This is a genomic window from Streptomyces sp. NPDC055632 (assembly GCF_053618675.1).
On the sequence record NZ_JBSHHY010000003.1, the window covers coordinates 193267 to 210494 of the forward strand.

The 17228-nt window shown below is 72.4% G+C and carries 17 protein-coding genes and 1 pseudogene; 7 read left to right on the forward strand and 11 right to left on the reverse strand.

Features of this window, described 5'->3' with window-relative positions; translation table 11 throughout:
* Positions 1-32: 32 nt before the first annotated feature.
* Positions 33-629 (forward strand): 2'-5' RNA ligase family protein, encoded by a 597-nt coding sequence (locus tag ACWGSR_RS06105; protein WP_453563866.1) that lies wholly within the window; start codon positions 33-35, stop codon positions 627-629.
* Between the two features lie 37 nt (positions 630-666).
* Here ACWGSR_RS06105 and ACWGSR_RS06110 read toward each other — a convergent pair whose 3' ends face one another.
* Together ACWGSR_RS06110 and ACWGSR_RS06115 are read right to left on the reverse strand one after the other, a co-directional pair.
* The gene (locus tag ACWGSR_RS06110) at positions 667-1422 is read right to left on the reverse strand and encodes a decaprenylphospho-beta-D-erythro-pentofuranosid-2-ulose 2-reductase (protein ID WP_453563869.1); all 756 of its coding nucleotides are present in this window, start codon (positions 1420-1422) and stop codon (positions 667-669) included.
* A gap of 31 nt (positions 1423-1453) precedes the next feature.
* Complete coding sequence (locus ACWGSR_RS06115) at positions 1454-2827, reverse strand: FAD-binding protein (RefSeq protein ID WP_376242445.1); 1374 nt, start codon at positions 2825-2827, stop codon at positions 1454-1456.
* 227 nt (positions 2828-3054) lie between these two features.
* Here ACWGSR_RS06115 and ACWGSR_RS06120 point away from each other — a divergent pair, with 227 nt between their 5' ends.
* The gene (locus tag ACWGSR_RS06120) at positions 3055-4170 is read left to right on the forward strand and encodes a YihY/virulence factor BrkB family protein (protein WP_453563872.1); all 1116 of its coding nucleotides are present in this window, start codon (positions 3055-3057) and stop codon (positions 4168-4170) included.
* Between the two features lie 340 nt (positions 4171-4510).
* Here ACWGSR_RS06120 and ACWGSR_RS06125 read toward each other — a convergent pair.
* A pseudogene (locus ACWGSR_RS06125) lies at positions 4511-5554 on the reverse strand (D-alanyl-D-alanine carboxypeptidase); the annotation flags it as partial.
* Between ACWGSR_RS06125 and ACWGSR_RS06130 the strand changes: the two are divergent.
* The 3 genes from ACWGSR_RS06130 to ACWGSR_RS06140 all read left to right on the forward strand — a co-directional run bounded on the left by ACWGSR_RS06130 (position 5493) and on the right by ACWGSR_RS06140 (position 8787).
* Positions 5493-5738, forward strand: a complete 246-nt coding sequence (locus tag ACWGSR_RS06130; protein WP_109185214.1) for an SCO4848 family membrane protein — start codon at positions 5493-5495, stop codon at positions 5736-5738. The pseudogene ACWGSR_RS06125 and the gene ACWGSR_RS06130 overlap by 62 nt on opposite strands.
* A gap of 21 nt (positions 5739-5759) precedes the next feature.
* Positions 5760-7040 carry a metallophosphoesterase gene (locus ACWGSR_RS06135; protein ID WP_453563875.1) on the forward strand — a complete coding sequence of 427 codons (1281 nt, stop codon included), beginning with the start codon at positions 5760-5762 and terminating at the stop codon, positions 7038-7040.
* 193 nt (positions 7041-7233) lie between these two features.
* Positions 7234-8787 (forward strand): ABC transporter substrate-binding protein, encoded by a 1554-nt coding sequence (locus tag ACWGSR_RS06140; RefSeq protein ID WP_453563877.1) that lies wholly within the window; start codon positions 7234-7236, stop codon positions 8785-8787.
* Between the two features lie 61 nt (positions 8788-8848).
* On the opposite strand, the gene ACWGSR_RS06145 is transcribed toward ACWGSR_RS06140, so the two are convergent.
* The 3 genes from ACWGSR_RS06145 to ACWGSR_RS06155 all read right to left on the reverse strand — a co-directional run bounded on the left by ACWGSR_RS06145 (position 8849) and on the right by ACWGSR_RS06155 (position 10598).
* Positions 8849-9586 carry a TetR/AcrR family transcriptional regulator gene (locus tag ACWGSR_RS06145; RefSeq protein WP_376243289.1) on the reverse strand — a complete coding sequence of 246 codons (738 nt, stop codon included), beginning with the start codon at positions 9584-9586 and terminating at the stop codon, positions 8849-8851.
* Between the two features lie 10 nt (positions 9587-9596).
* Positions 9597-10022, reverse strand: a complete 426-nt coding sequence (locus tag ACWGSR_RS06150; RefSeq protein WP_453563880.1) for a thiol-disulfide oxidoreductase DCC family protein — start codon at positions 10020-10022, stop codon at positions 9597-9599.
* A gap of 141 nt (positions 10023-10163) precedes the next feature.
* A complete protein-coding gene (locus tag ACWGSR_RS06155) occupies positions 10164-10598 on the reverse strand; it encodes a hypothetical protein (RefSeq protein WP_376243294.1) in 435 nt (144 codons plus the stop codon).
* 147 nt (positions 10599-10745) lie between these two features.
* On the opposite strand from ACWGSR_RS06155, the gene ACWGSR_RS06160 reads away from it, so the two are divergent.
* Positions 10746-11525: an alpha/beta fold hydrolase gene (locus tag ACWGSR_RS06160; protein WP_453563883.1), complete on the forward strand. Its 780-nt coding sequence runs from the start codon at positions 10746-10748 to the stop codon at positions 11523-11525.
* A 60-nt stretch (positions 11526-11585) separates the two neighbouring features.
* Here the strand turns inward: ACWGSR_RS06160 and ACWGSR_RS06165 are convergent, their stop codons facing one another.
* Entirely contained in the window at positions 11586-12821 is a 1236-nt protein-coding gene (locus ACWGSR_RS06165) for an MFS transporter (protein WP_453563885.1), read from the reverse strand.
* 101 nt (positions 12822-12922) lie between these two features.
* Between ACWGSR_RS06165 and ACWGSR_RS06170 the strand changes: the two genes are divergently transcribed.
* On the forward strand, positions 12923-13468 hold the full coding sequence (locus ACWGSR_RS06170) for a MarR family winged helix-turn-helix transcriptional regulator (RefSeq protein WP_376243302.1): 546 nt from the start codon (positions 12923-12925) through the stop codon (positions 13466-13468).
* A gap of 51 nt (positions 13469-13519) precedes the next feature.
* On the opposite strand, the gene ACWGSR_RS06175 is transcribed toward ACWGSR_RS06170, so the two are convergent.
* The 4 genes from ACWGSR_RS06175 to ACWGSR_RS06190 all read right to left on the reverse strand — a co-directional run bounded on the left by ACWGSR_RS06175 (position 13520) and on the right by ACWGSR_RS06190 (position 17226).
* On the reverse strand, positions 13520-14110 hold the full coding sequence (locus ACWGSR_RS06175; RefSeq protein WP_376243304.1) for a hypothetical protein: 591 nt from the start codon (positions 14108-14110) through the stop codon (positions 13520-13522).
* Between the two features lie 102 nt (positions 14111-14212).
* Positions 14213-14971, reverse strand: a complete 759-nt coding sequence (locus ACWGSR_RS06180; protein ID WP_062752578.1) for a succinate dehydrogenase iron-sulfur subunit — start codon at positions 14969-14971, stop codon at positions 14213-14215.
* On the reverse strand, positions 14971-16725 hold the full coding sequence (sdhA, locus tag ACWGSR_RS06185) for a succinate dehydrogenase flavoprotein subunit (protein WP_376243307.1): 1755 nt from the start codon (positions 16723-16725) through the stop codon (positions 14971-14973). The genes ACWGSR_RS06180 and sdhA overlap by 1 nt, the downstream gene beginning before the upstream one ends.
* 24 nt (positions 16726-16749) lie before the next feature.
* Positions 16750-17226: a succinate dehydrogenase hydrophobic membrane anchor subunit gene (locus ACWGSR_RS06190; protein WP_376243310.1), complete on the reverse strand. Its 477-nt coding sequence runs from the start codon at positions 17224-17226 to the stop codon at positions 16750-16752.
* Positions 17227-17228: the final 2 nt, after the last annotated feature.

The window sequence follows — 17228 nt, forward strand, 5'->3', positions numbered from 1 at the left end:
CGAGACGCACCGAGACGACGGAGGAGAACGACGTGGGGACCGTAACGCTCGGCGTTTCGATCGCGGTCCCGGAGCCCTACGGCAGCCTGCTCCAGGAGCGGCGCGCCGGCTTCGGGGACCAGGCCGCGCACGGCATCCCCACCCACGTCACCCTCGTCCCGCCGACCGAGGTGCCCCGGGAGCGGCTGCCGGAGATCGAGGCCCACCTCGCGCGCGTGGCCACCGGATACCAGCCCTTCCCCGTGCGCCTGAAGGGCACCGGCACCTTCCGGCCGCTCTCCCCGGTGGTCTACGTCAAGCTGGCGGAGGGCGTCACCCCCTGCGACCGGCTCCAGCAGCGGATCAGGGACGAGGCCGGCCCGCTCGTGCGCGAGCTCCAGTTCCCGTACCACCCGCACGTCACCGTGGCGCACGGCATCTCCGAGGAGGGGATGGACCGGGCGTTCGAGGAGCTCGCCGGCTACGAGGCGGCCTGGACCTGCCGCTCCTTCGCGCTGTACGAGCAGGGCGCGGACCAGGTGTGGCGCAAGCTGTGCGACTACGAGTTCGGCAGCGGCCACCCGACCCGCGCCGTCCCGGCCCAGGGCGGCAGCCCGGTCGACACGCCGACGACGACGCCGACCCCCTGAGGGGCCACCCCGAGCCCCTGAGGGGCCACCGGAAGGCTCACACCGGCAGCCGCCGGTACAGCGGCCTCGGCACGTGCCGCACCGCCGCCGTCACCATCCGCAGCGCCCCCGGCACCCACACCGTCTCCGAGCGCCGCCGCAGCCCCCGTTCGATCGCGCCCGCGACCTCCTCCGGGGTGGTCGCGAACGGCTCCTCCGGGCGCCCCGCCGTCGCCCGCGAGCGCACGAAGCCGGGCCGCACCACCATCACGTGCACCCCGGTCCCGTACAGCGCGTCCCCGAGCCCCTGGGCGAAGACGTCGAGCCCCGCCTTCGACGAGCCGTAGATGAAGTCGGCGCGGCGGGCCCGCTCGGCCGCCACCGAGGAGAGCACCACGAGCGAGCCGTGCCCCTGCGCCTGGAGCGCGCCCGCGCACACCAGGCCCGCCGAGACGGCGCCGGTGTAGTTGGTCCCGGCGACCCGGGCGGCGGCGACCGGGTCGGACTCGTCGCGCGCCTGGTCGCCCGGCACCCCGAAGGCCAGCAGCACCATGTCGACGTCGCCCTCCGCGAAGACCGGGCCGAGCCGCTCCTCGTGCGACCCGGGGTCGAGCGCGTCGAACGGGACCGTCCGCACCTCGGCGCCCAGCGCCCGCAGCGACGCGGCGGCGGCGTCGAGGGCGGGGGAGTGGCGGCCCGCCAGGTGGACCGTACGGGCGCGCCGGGCGATCATCCGGCGGGCGGTGGCGAGCCCGATCGCCGAGGTGCCGCCGAGGACGAGCAGGGACTGCGGTGCGCCGAAGGCGTCCTTCACGATCAGCTCCTAGAGGGGTCCTGCGGGGGTCCTAGAGACCGAGGCGGCGGGAGAGGTCCGAGACGAGGACGGACCGGGGGTCGAGCGCGGCCCGCAGCGCCCGGAACTCGTCGAGCCGCGGGTACATCGCGGCCAGCACCTCCGGCCGCACCCGCGAGTCCCCGGCCAGGTGCACCCGGCCGCCCGCCGCCGCGACCTCCTCGTCGAGCGCGTCGAGGAAGGCGCCGAGCCCGGGGAGCCCGGTCGGCAGGCCGAGGGCCAGGGACCAGCCGGGCAGGGCGAAGGAGAGCGGCCCGGGACCGCCCGGACCGAACCGCTGGAGGACGCCGGGCAGCACGGGCCAGCGCCGCTCCGCGATCCGCCGCACGATCCCCCGGAGCACCTCCTCCCGCCCGTACGGGAGGACGAACCGGTACGGGACGGAGCCCCCGGGCCCGTACAGCCGGTTCCAGTGCGGGACGGCGTCGAGGGGGTGGAAGAAGCCGGACAGCGGCCGGAGCCGGCCGGTGTCCGCGCGGGGCGACGCCCGGTACCAGAGCTCGCCGAAGAGCCCCGCTGAGGCGCGGCCGAGCAGCCCGCCGGGCACGCGCGGCGGGGCGGGCAGCCGGACGGGCCGGAAGGCGAGCGGCGCGCGGCGGGCCGGATGGCGGCGGGGCAGCGCGTCGTACGGGGCGGGGTCGCCGCGCGTGAGGACGGCCCGGCCGGTGGCCGCGCCCCGGGCGCGCAGGTCGATCCGGGCGGTGGCGTGGTGGTACGGGCGGCCGCCCCCGGCGAGCAGGGCGAGGAGCTCGTCGAGGTCGCGGACCCGCCCGGTGTCCACGCGCATCAGGGAGGTCTCGACGGCCGGCAGCCGCAGGACGGCGGAGAGGACCACGCCGGTCAGGCCCATGCCGCCGGTGGTGGCGTCGAAGAGCGGGGTGCCGGGCCGCACGGTCCTGATCTCCCCGTCCGGGGTGAGGAGTTCGAGCGAGACCACGTGCCGGCCGAAGGAGCCGACGGCGTGCTGGTTCCCGCCGTGGACGTCGCCCGCGACCGCGCCGCCGACCGTCACGTACCGGGTGGCGGGCACGACCGGGACGAACCGGCCGAGCGGCAGCAGGACCTCCATCAGCCGGTGCAGACTGACGCCCGCCTCGCAGTCGACGAGCCCCGCGCGCGCGTCGACGGCGCGGATCCGGTCGAGGCCGGTCATGTCGAGGACGGTGCCTCCGGCGTTCTGGGCGGCGTCGCCGTGGGCGCGCCCGAGACCGCGGGCGACGGCGCCCCGGGCGCCGGGAGCGCGGAGGGCGGCGGCCGCCTCGGCGGGACTGCGGGGCCGGTACACGCGCGCGAGGGTGGGGGCGGTGCGGCCCCAGCCGGTGAGGGCTTCGCAGTCGTCGTCCGGGACGCGGGTCTCGACAGCCATGGAGCCGACCGTATAGGCGACTATGCCGCTTATGCCGCTATTGCTCCCTGTCGTCCGGCGGTTCGTCGAAAGGGGTGATGATCGGACGGACGGAGGGTAGGAAGAGAACCCCGGCACCCGACCCCGCGCCACCCGCGCATGTCGATCGCGCACGAGAGGGCCCGACGGGGGGATTCTCGTACTCCGGTCACCCGCGCAGCGCACGCATCGAGGGGTACACGCACGACATGGACTGGCTGACCAAGCTCCCCGTCATCGGCCCCTGGGTCACCCGACTCATGCGCACCCACGCCTGGCGCGCGTACGAGACCCTCGACCGGGCCCACTGGACCCGGCTCGCCGCGGCGATCACCTTCCTCTCCTTCCTCGCCCTCTTCCCGCTCATCACCGTCGCCGCCGCGGTCGGCGCCGCGCTCCTCAGCGACGAGCAGCTCGACCGGATCGAGGACAAGATCGGCGAGCAGGTCCCCGGCATCTCCGACCAGCTCAACATCGGCGCCCTCGTCGACAACGCCGGCACCGTCGGGATCGTCGCCGGAGCCCTGCTCCTCTTCACCGGCATCAGCTGGATCGGCTCCATGCGGGAGTGCCTGCGCGCGGTGTGGGGCCTCGACGACATCGAGGGCAACCCGGTCCTGCTCAAGGGCAAGGACGCGCTGATCCTCATCGGCCTCGGCGGCGTCGCCCTCGGCTCGCTCGCCGCCTCCTGGCTCGGCTCCACCGCCGTCGGCTGGAGCGCCGACCAGGTCGGCGTCTCCGAGGGCGGGGCGGGCGGCGTCCTGCTCCAGACCGCCGCCGTCCTCGTCGGCGTCGTCGCCGACTTCCTGATCCTGCTGTACGTCCTGTCCCTGCTGCCCGGCGTCGAGCCGCCCCGCCGGGACCTGGTGGTGGCCTCGCTGATGGGCGCGGTCGGCTTCGAACTCCTCAAGCTGCTGCTCGGCGGCTACATGAAGGGGGTCGCGGCGAAGTCGATGTACGGGGCGTTCGGCGTCCCCGTCGCCCTGCTCCTCTGGATCAACCTCACCGCGAAGCTGCTGCTGTTCTGCGCGGCGTGGACGGCGGCGGCCTCGTCCCGGAAGGAGAAGGCCGTGGATCCGGACGGGGCTACTTCCCCGCCTCCGTCTTCTCCCCCGTCTCCTTCTCGGGACCAGGGTCCTGCCCCTGCCCCTGCTCCTTCTCCCGACCCGAGCCCTGACTCTGGTCCTGGCCCTGCTCCTGACTCTGGCCCTGGTCCTGGCCCTGCTCCTGACTCTGGCCCTGGTCCTGGCCCTGCTCCTGGCTCCGGCCCTGCTTCCGGTCGCCGCGACGTGCCGCCGACACGGCCGTCGGCCAGCGGCGGTTGACGAGGAACGCGGCGCCCGCGAGGAGGGCGAGGACCCCGCCCGCCACGGCCAGCGCGGTCCCGACCCCGCCGGACCTCCCGGCCGCGACCGCCTGGACGGGCTGCGCCGAGGCGTTCTTGCCGGGCGCGGGTTCCACCGCGCCGTCGGGCGCGGGCGACTTCGTACGGGCCGAGAGCGGCGGCACCAGCTCGCCCACCGGCTGCACCTTGCCGAGGGCGGCGAAGCCCCAGTCGAACAGCCGGGCGGTCTCGCGGTAGACCGCGTGCTGCTCCTTGGAGGAGGGGTTCATCACGGTGACGAGCAGGACCCTGCCGTTCCGCTCCGCGACCCCGGTGAAGGTCGCGCCCGCGTGCGTGGTGTTGCCGTTCTTGACCCCGGCGATGCCCTGGTACGGCGGGACGCCGAAGTCACCCGTGAGCAGCCGGTTGGTGTTCTGGATCTCGAAGGTCTCGCGCTTCTTCTCACCGGGCTTCTGTATGCCGGGGAAGGCGGCGCGGGAGGTGGCGGCGTACTCGCGGAAGTCCGGCTTGGTCATGCCGCTGCGGGCGATGAGGGTGAGGTCGTACGCGGAGGAGACCTGGCCCGGGGCGTCGTAGCCGTCCGGGGAGACCACCTTGGTGTCGAGCGCCTGGAGCTCGACCGCCTGGTCGTTCATGTCCTTCACGGTCTGCTGGAGGCCGTGGTTCATGTTGGTCAGGACGTGCACGGCGTCGTTGCCGGAGCGCAGGAAGACGCCGAGCCACAGGTCGTGGACGCTGTAGGTCTGCTTCTCCTTGACGCCGACCAGGCTGGAGCCCTCGCCCATGCCCACCAGGTCCTGGCTGGTGACCAGGTGGTTCTGCGTCTTGGGGAACTTCGGCAGCAGGGTGTCCGCGAAGAGCATCTTCAGGGTGGAGGCGGGGGCGAGCGGCCAGTGCGCGTTGTGCGCGGCGAGGACCTGCCCGTTCTCCGCGTCCGCGACGATCCAGGACCGGCCCGACAGCTCCTTCGGCAGCACGGGCGCCCCGGCCCCGAGCCGCACCTGCGTACCGGGCCTGCCGAGCAGGGCGCCGCCGACCGTGGACATGGCGGCGGGGGGCTTGGGCTGCGTGTCCTGGACGGCCTGCTCGACCTGCTCGTCCTTCCCGTCGGCGTGGGCCGCGGGCACGGCGAGGACGAGCGGAAGGAACACAGCAGCGGCGACCGCCCAAGCGGTCTTCTTCGAAGCAGACACGCTCGTGAAAGTACAGGTACGGAACAGAGATACGAACCCCGGCAGGCCATTCGAACCCACCCGTCCACCCGGACGCGGCCGCGGGAGGGCCGACGGTGATACTGGGGCCATGAAGCTCAGCCGTCGCGTCTCCTGGTTCCTGCTCGCGTTCGGGGTGTGGAGTTGGTTCATCTGGATCACCTTCGTCAAGAACCTCTGGAACGACGGGAGCGGCCTCGCCTTCGACGACGCGGGCGACCCGACGGCCTACTTCTGGGTTCATCTGCTGCTTGCCGTCACGTCCTTTGTCCTGGGGACGGTGATCGGCGTCCTCGGGTTGCGCGGGGTGCGCGCCGCGCGTCGCACGGGCGCCTAGAAGAAGAAGGAGTTCCGGGGCGTGGTCGTCTTCCTGCTGGTCCTGGTCGTGGTCCTCGCGCTGCTCGGCGGTGTCCACTGGTACGTGTGGCGGCGGCTCGTCCGTGACGTGACGGCGCCCGGCGGTCTGCCGCGCCGGCTGGGCACGGCCGCCGTCGTGGTCCTGCCGCTGCTCTCGGTCGCGGCCCTGGTCTCCGCCCGGGCGGGCGTGCCCTTCCGGCTCCAGCAGGTGATCGCCTGGCCCGGGCAGATGTGGCTCGCCGTCCTCCTGTACCTGGTCCTGGCCCTGGTGGTGGGCGAGGCCGTCCGTCCGCTCCTGCGCGCCCGGCTCGCCCGCCGCGAGCCCGCCGCCGTGGTCCCCGAGCCCGTACCCGTGCCGGCACCGGCCGCGGTGGCCGGGCCCGTCGCGGAGGCCGCCCCGGACTCCGCACCCGCCGCCCCCACCGACCCGGCGGGACCGGCCGCCCCCACCGACCCCTCCCGCCGTCTCTTCGTCTCCCGGGTCGTCGGCGGCACCGCCGCCGCCGTCGCGCTCGGGACCGTCGGGTACGGCACGTACGGCGTGCTGCGCGGGCCCCGCGTCAAGCGGGTCACCGTGCCGCTCGCCAAGATCCCGCGCGCCGCGCACGGCTACCGGATCGCCGTCGTGTCCGACATCCACCTGGGCCCGATCCTGGGCCGCGCCCACACCCAGCGCATCGTGGACACGATCAACTCCACCCAGCCCGACCTGATCGCGGTCGTCGGCGACCTCGTCGACGGCACCGTCGAGAACCTCGGCCCCGCCGCCGAGCCGCTCGCCCGGCTCCGCGCCCGGCACGGCTCCTTCTTCGTGACCGGCAACCACGAGTACTTCTCGGGTGCCGACGCCTGGGTCGACCACGTGCGCGAACTCGGCCTGCGCCCGCTGCGCAACGAGCGCCTGGAGATCGCGGCCGGCTTCGACCTCGCGGGCGTCGACGACGTCGCGGGCGAGAGCGAGGGCCAGGGCCCCGACTTCGCGCGCGCCCTCGGCGACCGCGACCGGGCCCGCGCCGCCGTCCTCCTCGCGCACCAGCCGATCGTCGTCCACGACGCCGTGCGCCACGGCGTGGACCTCCAGCTCTCCGGCCACACCCACGGCGGCCAGCTCTGGCCCGGCAACCTCCTCGCCGACCTGGCCAACCCGACCGTCGCCGGGCTCGAACGGTACGGCGACACCCAGCTCTACGTCTCGCGGGGCGCGGGCGCCTGGGGGCCCCCGGTCCGGGTCGGTGCCCCCTCCGACATCACCGTCGTCGAACTCGCCTCGAAACAGGCCTGAAGGGGACCCCCCACTCCCCGCACCGAGAGTGATACGTGCTGCTCATCGGCTTGAATTCTCATATCCCGGACATATACCTGTGATGTGAAGGTTTTCTCTTCCACTTGTGAAAACCGTGTGATGGGATGACGCCATCGCGGTGGTTCCGGGGGGCGCCGCGCCTGGGGTGGCACCAAAAAAAGGAAGCACGGCAATGCGGTCGACGGTCCGTCTGCGGATCCTCATCATTTGTGGAGTACTGGTGGCGGCCGGAGTGGGGGGCTGGCAACTCCTGCCCTCCGACGGCGCCCGGACCGATCCGATCGCCGTCGGCACCACCGACGAGATCACCTCCCTCGACCCGGCCGGCGCCTACGACGCCGGATCCTGGGCGATCTACAGCAACGTCTACCAGTCGCTGCTCACGTTCAAGCCGGGCTTCACCGAGCCGGTCCCGGACGCCGCCGAGAGCTGCGCGTTCGCGGGCACCGGGCTCACCACGTACCGCTGCACGCTCCGCGACGACCTCACCTTCTCCAACGGGCGCAAGATGACCGCCGAGGACGTCGAGTACTCCTTCGAGCGGATGCTGGGGATGAAGACGGACGTCGGTCCGCAGCCGCTCTTCCCGACCCTGAAGAGCGTCGACTCCGAGGGCCGCACCATCACGTTCCACCTCAGCGCCAAGGACGTCACGTTCCCGCTGAAGCTGGCCACCGGCGCCGGATCGATCGTGGACCGCGAGCGCTACCCGGAGAAGAAGCTGCGCCCCGACGAGGCGGTCGACGGCTCGGGGCCGTACGTCCTCAAGGAGTACAAGCCCGGCGAGTCCGCCCTCCTGGAGCCCAACCCGAACTACAAGGGCGCCGTCACCAAGACCGGCCGACCGGTCCTCGTGAAGTACTACGCCAAGTCCGAGGAGCTGGCCGGGGCCTGGAAGGCGAAGGACGTCCAGGTGACGCACCGGCAGCTCCCGCCGGACTTCGTCTCCACCCTGGAGACCGCGGACGGCACCCGGGTCACCGAGGCGGAGAGCGCCGAGATCCGCAACATCAACTTCAACGTCCGGCCCGGCACGCCCATGGCGGACAAGGCCGCGCGGCAGGCCGTCGCGGCGGTCCTCGACCGCCCGGCGATCACCACCGGCGCCTACAAGGGCACGGTCGAGCCGCTGTACTCCCTCATCCCGCAGGGCTTCGTCGGCCACAGCACCGCGTTCTACGACCGCTATCCGGCGCCCAGCGGCGCGAAGGCGAAGAAGATCCTGAAGGACGCGGGGATCAGCACCCCCGTGAAGTTCACCTTCGGCTTCCGCAAGGACGACACCTACGCCGCCGAGACCACGGAGATCAAGCGGCAGCTGGAGGAGACCGGCCTCTTCTCGGTCGAGACCGTCGAGGTCGCATGGGAGGACTTCCAGAAGCAGTACGCGAAGGGCGACTTCGACGCGTACACCGTCGGCTGGCTCCCCGACTTCCCCGACTCCGACAGCTTCACCGCACCGCTCGTCGGCACCGCGAACACCCTGCACAACGGTTTCTCCAGCAAGCTGATCGACTCCCTGATCGCCTCGACGCAGCGGTTCAGCGACCGTTCGCGGGCGACGGAGGACTTCAAGGCGATCCAGAACGAGGTCGCCACCGATGTCCCGCTCGTGCCGCTGTGGCAGAAGAAGGACTACGTCCTCTCCACGGAGGCGGTCGCCGGCTCCCAGTACCTGACGGACGGCACCGGCATCTGGCGCCTGTGGGAACTGAGCTGGATCTAGCGGTGACAACCCTGTGGGGCCGTACTCGTACGAGTACGGCCCCACAGGCGTTCCTACTGGTTCACTGCTTCGCGCCCGCCCGCTTCGGCTTGCCCGAGGCCGCCATCCCGGCCGCCGTCGGCATGAAGTCGGCGAGCAGCTCGTGGGTCTCCTTGACCAGCGGGCGCAGGATCCGGAAGCGGGAGAGGGAGATCGCGCGGGCGGTGACGGGGGCGAGCCGCTCCACGAGCCGCCGGCTGTTGGCGGCGCCCTCCGACCGGTCGTACACCCAGAAGAGCACCAGGCCCATCTGCTGGAGCCACAGGAGCTGCGGCAGCGCCTCGGCCAGCTCCGGGTCGACCTTCACCGAGGCTCCGGAGATGACCCGCCGCTGCACCTCGATCGCGGCCTCGCGCGGCCCCTCCGACTCGGGCGAGAACGGGCTGAGGGGGCTGTCCGGGTCGGCGGCGTTCTTGAAGAACTGGGCGGCGAACTCGTGGTACGGCTCCGCGATGTCCAGCCAGCCGAGGTAGACCCCCCGGATCCGGGCCGTCAGGTCCTTCTCGCCCCCGGTCAGGATGGGCTCGACGGAGGCCTGGTGCTCCTCGGCGATCCGGTCGTAGAAGCCCTGGACCAGGTGCTCCTTGGAGGAGAAGTAGTAGTACGCGTTGCCGACGGAGACTCCGGCCTCCTGGGCGATGGCCCGCATCGTCGTCTTGTCGTAACCGCGCTCCTTGAACAGCCGGAGCGCGGTCTCGAGGATGAGCGTGCGGGTCTGCTCGCTCTTGGGGGCCTTCTTCTCTTCCTTCACGTCCTTCACGGGGCCGAGCCTAACGGGGCGGACCGGGCACTTCGCAGCGCCCGTCCCCGCAGCCCTCCGGACCCGGGCCGCCGACGGGTCCCTGGCCGGGGCCCTTGAGTGCCTCGCGCCACTTCGCGGCGGCCAGGACGGTCATCCGGGCGAAGGGCTGCCCGGCGGGGGTGGCCAGCCAGTGGGCCCTGGGCCGGTGCTCGGCCAGTGCCCAGAGGCAGACGATCCAGGCGGCGGTCTCCCGGTAGACCTGGCCCCGGTCCCCGATCACCGTGATCTCCCGCAGGGTGGCGGCGTGGTCGAGGGCCGGGAACCGGCGCCGGGCCTCCTGGGACCCGGCCGGCACCAGGTCGAGCGGGACGAGCTGCCGCTGCCGCAGCAGCCAGTGCCGCAGGTGCACGCAGAGCGGGCAGTCGGCGTCGTACAGCACGGTCAGGCGCTTCACGGGCGTCCGCGGGGCGCGGGGCGCCGGCGCGTGAGCCGGCGCGTGCTCCGCTGCGAAGGCCGGTACGGGAGTCGGTACGTGCTCCGGTACGAAGGCGTCCTGTCCGGGGGCGCCCTGTCCGGGTGCGGTCGGCACGGCGGTTCAGCCCTGCGGCGCGGGCGGGGCCCAGGGGCCGGCCTTGGGGGGCGCGGTCCAGCCCTGCGGGCCGACCGGCGGCACCTGCTCGCGCTCCATGACCCCGCGCCGGCGGATCTTGTTGAGCACGTACACGTTCCCGAGGTGCATCACGCCGAGGACGAGCAGCACGACCCCGAGCTTGACGGAGAGGGCCTCGAAGAGCGCCCGGGCGTCGAGGACGGCCTCGTCCTGGCTCAGGTAGAGGGCGACGAAGCCGAAGTTGACGAGGTAGAAGCCGACCACCAGGAGGTGGTTGACGGCCTCCGCGAGCTTCTCGTTCCCGTGCAGGACGTCTGCCAGGAAGATCCTTCCGTTGCGGCTGAGCGTGCGGGCGACCCAGACGGTCAGGGCCACGCTGATCAGCAGGTAGACGATGTACGCGACGACAGTGAGGTCCATGCCCCACCCTCCCTTGAACGCGTTCAAAAGCTGGTGGTCATGACTGTAGACCTCATCTTGAACGTGTTCAAGTCATAAGGAGGAGAGGGGGAGGGGCGGACGGGAAAGGGATGGCCGTCCGCGCCCCCGCCGCCTAGGGTCACGCGGGTGACGCTCTCTCATGACCTGGCCGGTACCGGCCCCTCGACCGTCGTCCTGCTGCACTCCGGGGTCTGCGACCGCCGCATGTGGGACGTGCAGTTCTCCGCGCTCGCCGGGGCGGGGCACCGTGTCGTCCGCTGCGACCTCCGCGGCTTCGGCGAGACCCCGATCGACGCCCCGCACACCCACGCGGAGGACGTCCGGGACCTGATCGACCACCTCGGCGCCGACCGCGTCGCCGTCGTCGGCTCCTCCTTCGGCGGCGAGGTCGCCCTGGAGTTCGCCGCCCGCCACCCCGGGCGGGTCGCGGCCCTCGCCCTGCTCGGCTCCGGCATGCCCGGCATGGAGCCGAGCGCGGAGCTGGCGGCCTGGGGCGACCGCGAGGACGCGCTCCTCGACGCGGACGACCTCGACGCCGCCGTCGAGCTCAACGTCGACACCTGGCTCGGCCCCGAGGCCGGGGAGGAGGCCCGCGCGCTCGTCCGGAAGGCGCAGCGCCACGCCTTCGAGGTGCAGCTCGCCGCCCCCGAGGAGTACGGCCCGGTCGACCCCGGGGTGACCCGGGAGGAGATCGCCGGCGTCCGGGCCCCCGCCCTGGTGGCCGTCGGCGCCCACGACCTCCCCGACTTCCGGGCGGTCGCCGACGAGCTGGCCCGCCTCCTGCCCGCCGCCCGCCGCCTCGACCTCGACTGGGCCGGCCACCTCCCCGCCCTGGAGCGCCCGGAGGAGACCGCCCGCCTCCTCGTGGACTTCCTGGCGGAGGCCCCGGCGCTGGCCGCGCCCTGAGCGGCGGCCGGGGTCCCGGGCCCGGTGCCGTCAGGAGCCGCGGTCCGCGCCCCGGGCCCGTCAGGCGGCCGGGTCCCGGGTGAACCTCCGTACGCCCGGCACCAGCGCCGTCCCCAGGCAGCAGCCGCCCACCGCCACCGCCGCGGCGAGCAGGGGCACTTCGGGGCCCCAGGCCGCCGCGGCGATCGGGGCCAGGGCGTAGCCGAGGGGCATCGCGGCCAGCGAGAGCAGCCAGTCGTACGAGGCGACGCGGGCGAGCGCGTGGGCGGGCACCGCGCGCTGGACCGCGGTCTGCCAGACGGGGGAGAGGAAGCCGAGGCCCGCCTGCGCGAGCCCGTAGGCCGCGATCGTCACCGGCGCGGGCGCGGCGACGGCGAGCAGCACCAGCGGCAGCGCGTACGTGGCGAGTCCGAGGTTCGCCGCCAGGACCGGGCGCCGGGGGCGGACGCGGTCCGCGAGCAGCGCCCCGAGGAGGAAGCCGACGGCGCCGACCTGGAGGAGGACCACCCAGGTGGTGCCGCCGCCGAGCCGCTGCACGGCGACGGCGGGCCCGAGGGTCATCAGGACGGCGGCGGCGCCGTTCCAGGCGCTGTGGCCGACGAGGCTGGTCCAGTACCAGTCGCGGGAGCGGACCTCCCGCCAGCCCTCGGCGAGGTCGGCGCGGAGCGAACGGCGGGGGATCGGCACCCGCTTCACCCGGACGGCGGTCAGGAGCAGGGCGCTGAGGCCGAAGGTCGCCGCGTCCAGGACGAACGCCCAGCCGGCGCCCACCGTGAGGACCAGCGTGCCCGCGAGCGCCGGGCCCGCGAGGCGGGTCGCGCTTTGGGCCACCCCCATCGCCGCGTTGGCGCGGTGCAGCGCCCCGGCCTCCACCGTGCCCTTCACCAGCGGCGCGCCAGTCGGCATGGCGAAGGCCCCGGCGGCCCCGCCGCACGCCTCCGCGACCGCGAGCACGGCGAGGCTGGGGGAGCCGCCGAGGAGCTGGAGGCCGACGAGGAGCTGGGTGGCGCAGCGGACGAGATCGGTGGTGAGCGCGACCGTCCGCGCGTCGAAGCGGTCGCCGACGACCCCGCCCAGCGGCAGCAGGAGCAGCTTGGGGACCATCGCGCAGCCGAGGACCAGGGCGAGCGCCGAGGTGGAGCCGGTGGCCTCCAGGACGGCGAGGGCGAGCGCGGCCGGGATGGCGGCGTCGCCGAGGAGGGAGAGGGCGCGGCCGGTGAAGAGGAGGCGGAAGGAGCGGGTGCGCAGGGGGTGGGGGACGGGTGCGGGCGCCGTGACGGCGGGAGCTGCGGGCATGGCCCGAAGAGTATTTCGGTGCCAAATGATTCGTCAACGAAATATTCGGAACCGAATCATCTGGAGGGTGGCGCGTGCCCGTTCCGACGTACGATCGCCCCATGGACCCGACCCCCGCGCCCCCCGCCCCCTCGGAACGGCGCGACTGGACCGACGGGCACGTCGCCCGCTGGCAGCCCGTCCTGCCCGGCCTCGACCCCGTCGTCGAGGGCGCGGTCACCCGGATGAAGAAGCTCTCGGTCCATCTGCGCCGGGTCAGGGAGCAGTCGCTCGTCGACTTCGACCTGGAGCGCCACGAGTTCGACACGCTCCACAAACTGGCCGGGCGCGGCGGCAGCGCCGCCCCCTCCGAACTCGCGCAGGACCTGGACCTGGCCCCCGCCTCCGTCTCGGGCCGCCTCGACGCCCTGGAGAAGCGCGGCTTCGTCCGGCGCACCCAGTCGACCACCGACCGGCGCCGGGTCGTCGTCGAGCTCACCGCCTCCGGCCGCGAGACCTGGCTCGGCGCGATGGACGTCCTCGGGCACGAGGAGTACCGGCTCCTCGGCGTCCTCGACCCCGAGGAGCGCACCCTGCTCAACGACATGCTGCGCCGCGTGATGGTGGCGGCGGAGGCGGGCGACGCCTCCGGCCCCTGGCACGCCTGAGGGCCTCTCCGGCGGATCGGGGGTCGGGGACGACGTCCGCGGGACGGCCCGTCAGACGCTCAGCGAGCGCGCGAAGTTGACCTGGCCCATCACCCAGTGGAGGGTGTCCGGGCCCGTCGCCGGGATCATCGTGGCGTGGTGGCGGCCCCCGCTGGTCACGGTGACCTGGATGAAGCCCGTGGTCCTCTTCTCCTTCATCAGGAGGAACAGCAGGCCCACCAGGCACAGCAGCGTGAAGACGATCGCGAGCACGATCGCGACCGTCGGGATCTTCTCCTCGGTCCGCGACAGGTCCATCGCGTTCCACACCGCGCCCTTCAGGGGCATCGGCCCGGCTGGCGTGACGATCTGGTCCCCGACGACCGTGATGTCACCGATCGAGAGCACCGGCGCGGCCCCGAGCGGCGCGGGCGGGAACTGCTGCGGCGCGGGCGCCAGGGGCACGCCGTCGGCCAGCGTCGGCTGGTACGCCGGGGCCTGCGGGTAGCCGTACGGCGGGGTCGCGCCCTGCGGGTAGCCGTACGCCGGGGCCGCGCCCTGCGGGTAGCCGTACCCGGGCGTCCCGGGCGCGCCGCCCTGTCCCGGCGGCTGCCCCGGCCCCCACTTGTACTCGCCGTCCGCGTAAGGGTTCGGCTCGCTCATCAGTCCCCGCTCTCCACAACGACACACCGGCGCGTGCGGACGGGAAAGCCCGCCCCCGCACGCCGAGCGTACAGAAGCGGGCTTTCCCGTCGTGACAGCGATTCAGAAACGACGCGTGATCAGCGCGCGCTTCACTTCCTGGATCGCCTTGGTGACCTCGATGCCGCGCGGGCAGGCGTCCGTGCAGTTGAACGTGGTGCGGCAGCGCCACACGCCGTCCTTGTCGTTCAGGATCTCCAGGCGCTGCTCACCGGCCTCGTCGCGCGAGTCGAAGATGAAGCGGTGCGCGTTGACGATCGCGGCCGGACCGAAGTACTGGCCGTCGTTCCAGAAGACCGGGCAGGACGACGTGCACGCGGCGCACAGGATGCACTTGGTGGTGTCGTCGAAGCGCTCGCGGTCCTCGGCGGACTGCAGGCGCTCGCGGGTCGGCTCGTTCCCCTTGGTGACCAGGAACGGCATGACGTCCCGGTACGCCTGGAAGAACGGCTCCATGTCCACGACCAGGTCCTTGAGGACCGTCAGGCCCTTGATGGCCTCGACCGTGATCGGCTTCTCGGGGTTGATGTCCTTGATCAGCGTCTTGCAGGCGAGCCTGTTCTTGCCGTTGATCCGCATCGCGTCCGAGCCGCAGATGCCGTGGGCGCACGACCGGCGGAAGGTCAGCGTGCCGTCGACGTCCCACTTGATCTTGTGGAGGGCGTCGAGCACGCGCTCCTTGGGGTCGATCTCGATCTGGAAGTCCTCCCAGACCGCCGCGTCCGAGATCTCGGGGTTGAAGCGGCGGATCCGCATCGTGACCGTGATGTACGGGGAGGCGGCGGAGTCCTTCTCGACCTTGTCCAGTACGGGAGTAGCCATCAGTACTTACGCTCCATCGGCTGGTAGCGGGTCGTGACGACCGGCTTGTAGTCGAGACGCACGGTCTCGGAGCCGTCCTTGCCGACCTCGCGGTACGCCATCGTGTGACGCATGAAGTTGACGTCGTCGCGGTTCGGGTAGTCCTCGCGGTAGTGACCGCCGCGGGACTCCTTGCGCGCCAGGGCCGAGACGGCCATGACCTCGGCCAGTTCGAGCAGGTTGCCCAGCTCGATGGCCTCCAGGAGGTCCGTGTTGAAGCGCTTGCCCTTGTCCTGGATGGACACGTTCTCGTAGCGCTCGCGCAGCTCGGCGATCTTCTCGACGGCCGTCTTGATGGTCTGCTCCGTGCGGAACACCATCACGTTGGCGTCCATCGTCTCCTGGAGCTCGCGGCGCAGGTCGGCGACCCGCTCGCTGCCCGTGGAGTTGCGCAGCTTCTCGATCTGCGCGACGACGAGGGACTCCGGGTTCTCCGGCAGCTCGACGTAGTCGGCCTTGGCGGAGTACTCGGCCGCGGCGATGCCGGACCGCTTGCCGAAGACGTTGATGTCGAGCAGCGAGTTGGTGCCGAGGCGGTTGGCGCCGTGCACCGACACGCAGGCGACCTCGCCGGCCGCGTACAGGCCCGGGACGACGGTGGTGTTGTCCGAGAGGACCTCGCCCTCGACGTTGGTCGGGATGCCGCCCATGGCGTAGTGCGCGGTGGGCTGGATCGGGATCGGGTCCGTGTACGGCTCGATGCCGAGGTACGTACGGGCGAACTCGGTGATGTCCGGCAGCTTGGCGTCCAGCTGCTCCGGCGGGAGGTGCGTCAGGTCCAGGTAGACGTGGTCGCCCTCGGGACCGCAGCCGCGGCCCTCGCGGATCTCCGTGTAGATGGAGCGGGAGACGACGTCACGGGACGCGAGGTCCTTCATGACCGGCGCGTACTTCTCCATGAAGCGCTCGCCGTCCTTGTTGCGCAGGATGCCGCCCTCGCCGCGGGCGCCCTCCGTGAGCAGGATGCCCATGCGCCAGATGCCCGTCGGGTGGAACTGGAAGAACTCCATGTCCTCCAGGGGCAGGCCGCGGCGGTAGCAGGCGGCCTGGCCGTCACCGGTCAGGGTGTGCGCGTTGGAGGTCACCTTGAAGAACTTGCCGGTGCCGCCGGACGCGTAGATCACGGCCTTGGCCTGGAAGATGTGGATCTCGCCGGTGGCCAGCTCGTAGGCGACGACGCCGGCGGAGTGCTTCACGCCGTCGACCTCGGTGATCAGCTGGTCCAGGACGTAGAACTCGTTGAAGAACTCCACGCCCTCCTTGACGCAGTTCTGGTACAGCGTCTGGAGGATCATGTGGCCGGTGCGGTCCGCGGCGTAGCAGGACCGGCGGACCGGGGCCTCGCCGTGGTTGCGGGAGTGACCGCCGAAGCGGCGCTGGTCGATGGTGCCGTTCGGGGTGCGGTTGAACGGCAGGCCCATCTTCTCCAGGTCGAGGACGGCGTCGATGGCCTCCTTCGCCAGGATCTCGGCGGCGTCCTGGTCGACCAGGTAGTCACCGCCCTTGACCGTGTCGAAGGTGTGCCACTCCCAGTTGTCCTCCTCCACGTTGGCCAGCGCGGCGGCCATGCCGCCCTGCGCGGCGCCCGTGTGGGAGCGGGTGGGGTAGAGCTTGGTGAGCACGGCGGTGCGGCTGCGCTTCGTCGCCTCGATGGCGGCGCGCATGCCGGCGCCGCCGGCGCCGACGATGACGGTGTCGTACTTGTGGATCTTCATGAGTGGATTACCTCAGCCCCGTGCCTAGCGGATGTTCGGGTCGAAGGTGAAGATCACCAGCGTGCCCAGAAGGATGGTGAACACCGTGGCGGTGTACAGCAGGCCCTTGAGCCACAGGCGCGTGTTGGTCCGCTCCGCGTAGTCGTTGATGACCGTACGGAGGCCGTTGGCGCCGTGCAGCATGGCCAGCCAGAGCATCAGCAGGTCCCAGACCTGCCAGAACGGGGACGCCCAGCGGCCGGCCACGAAGGCGAAGCCGATCTTGGAGACGCCGCCGTCCAGGAAGAGCTGGATCAGCAGGTGGCCGATGACCAGGACGACGAGCACGACGCCGGAGAGGCGCATGAAGAGCCACGCGGCCATCTCGAAGTTGCCGCGGGTCGCGCGCGGGGTCTTGCCGGTGCGCTTGCGGGGCGGCTCGATGTACGGCGCGGGGTTGTCCACGTCGTAGGTGTGGCCGCCCTCGACGGGGCCGATCGCGGAGGTGGTGTCAGTCGACATGT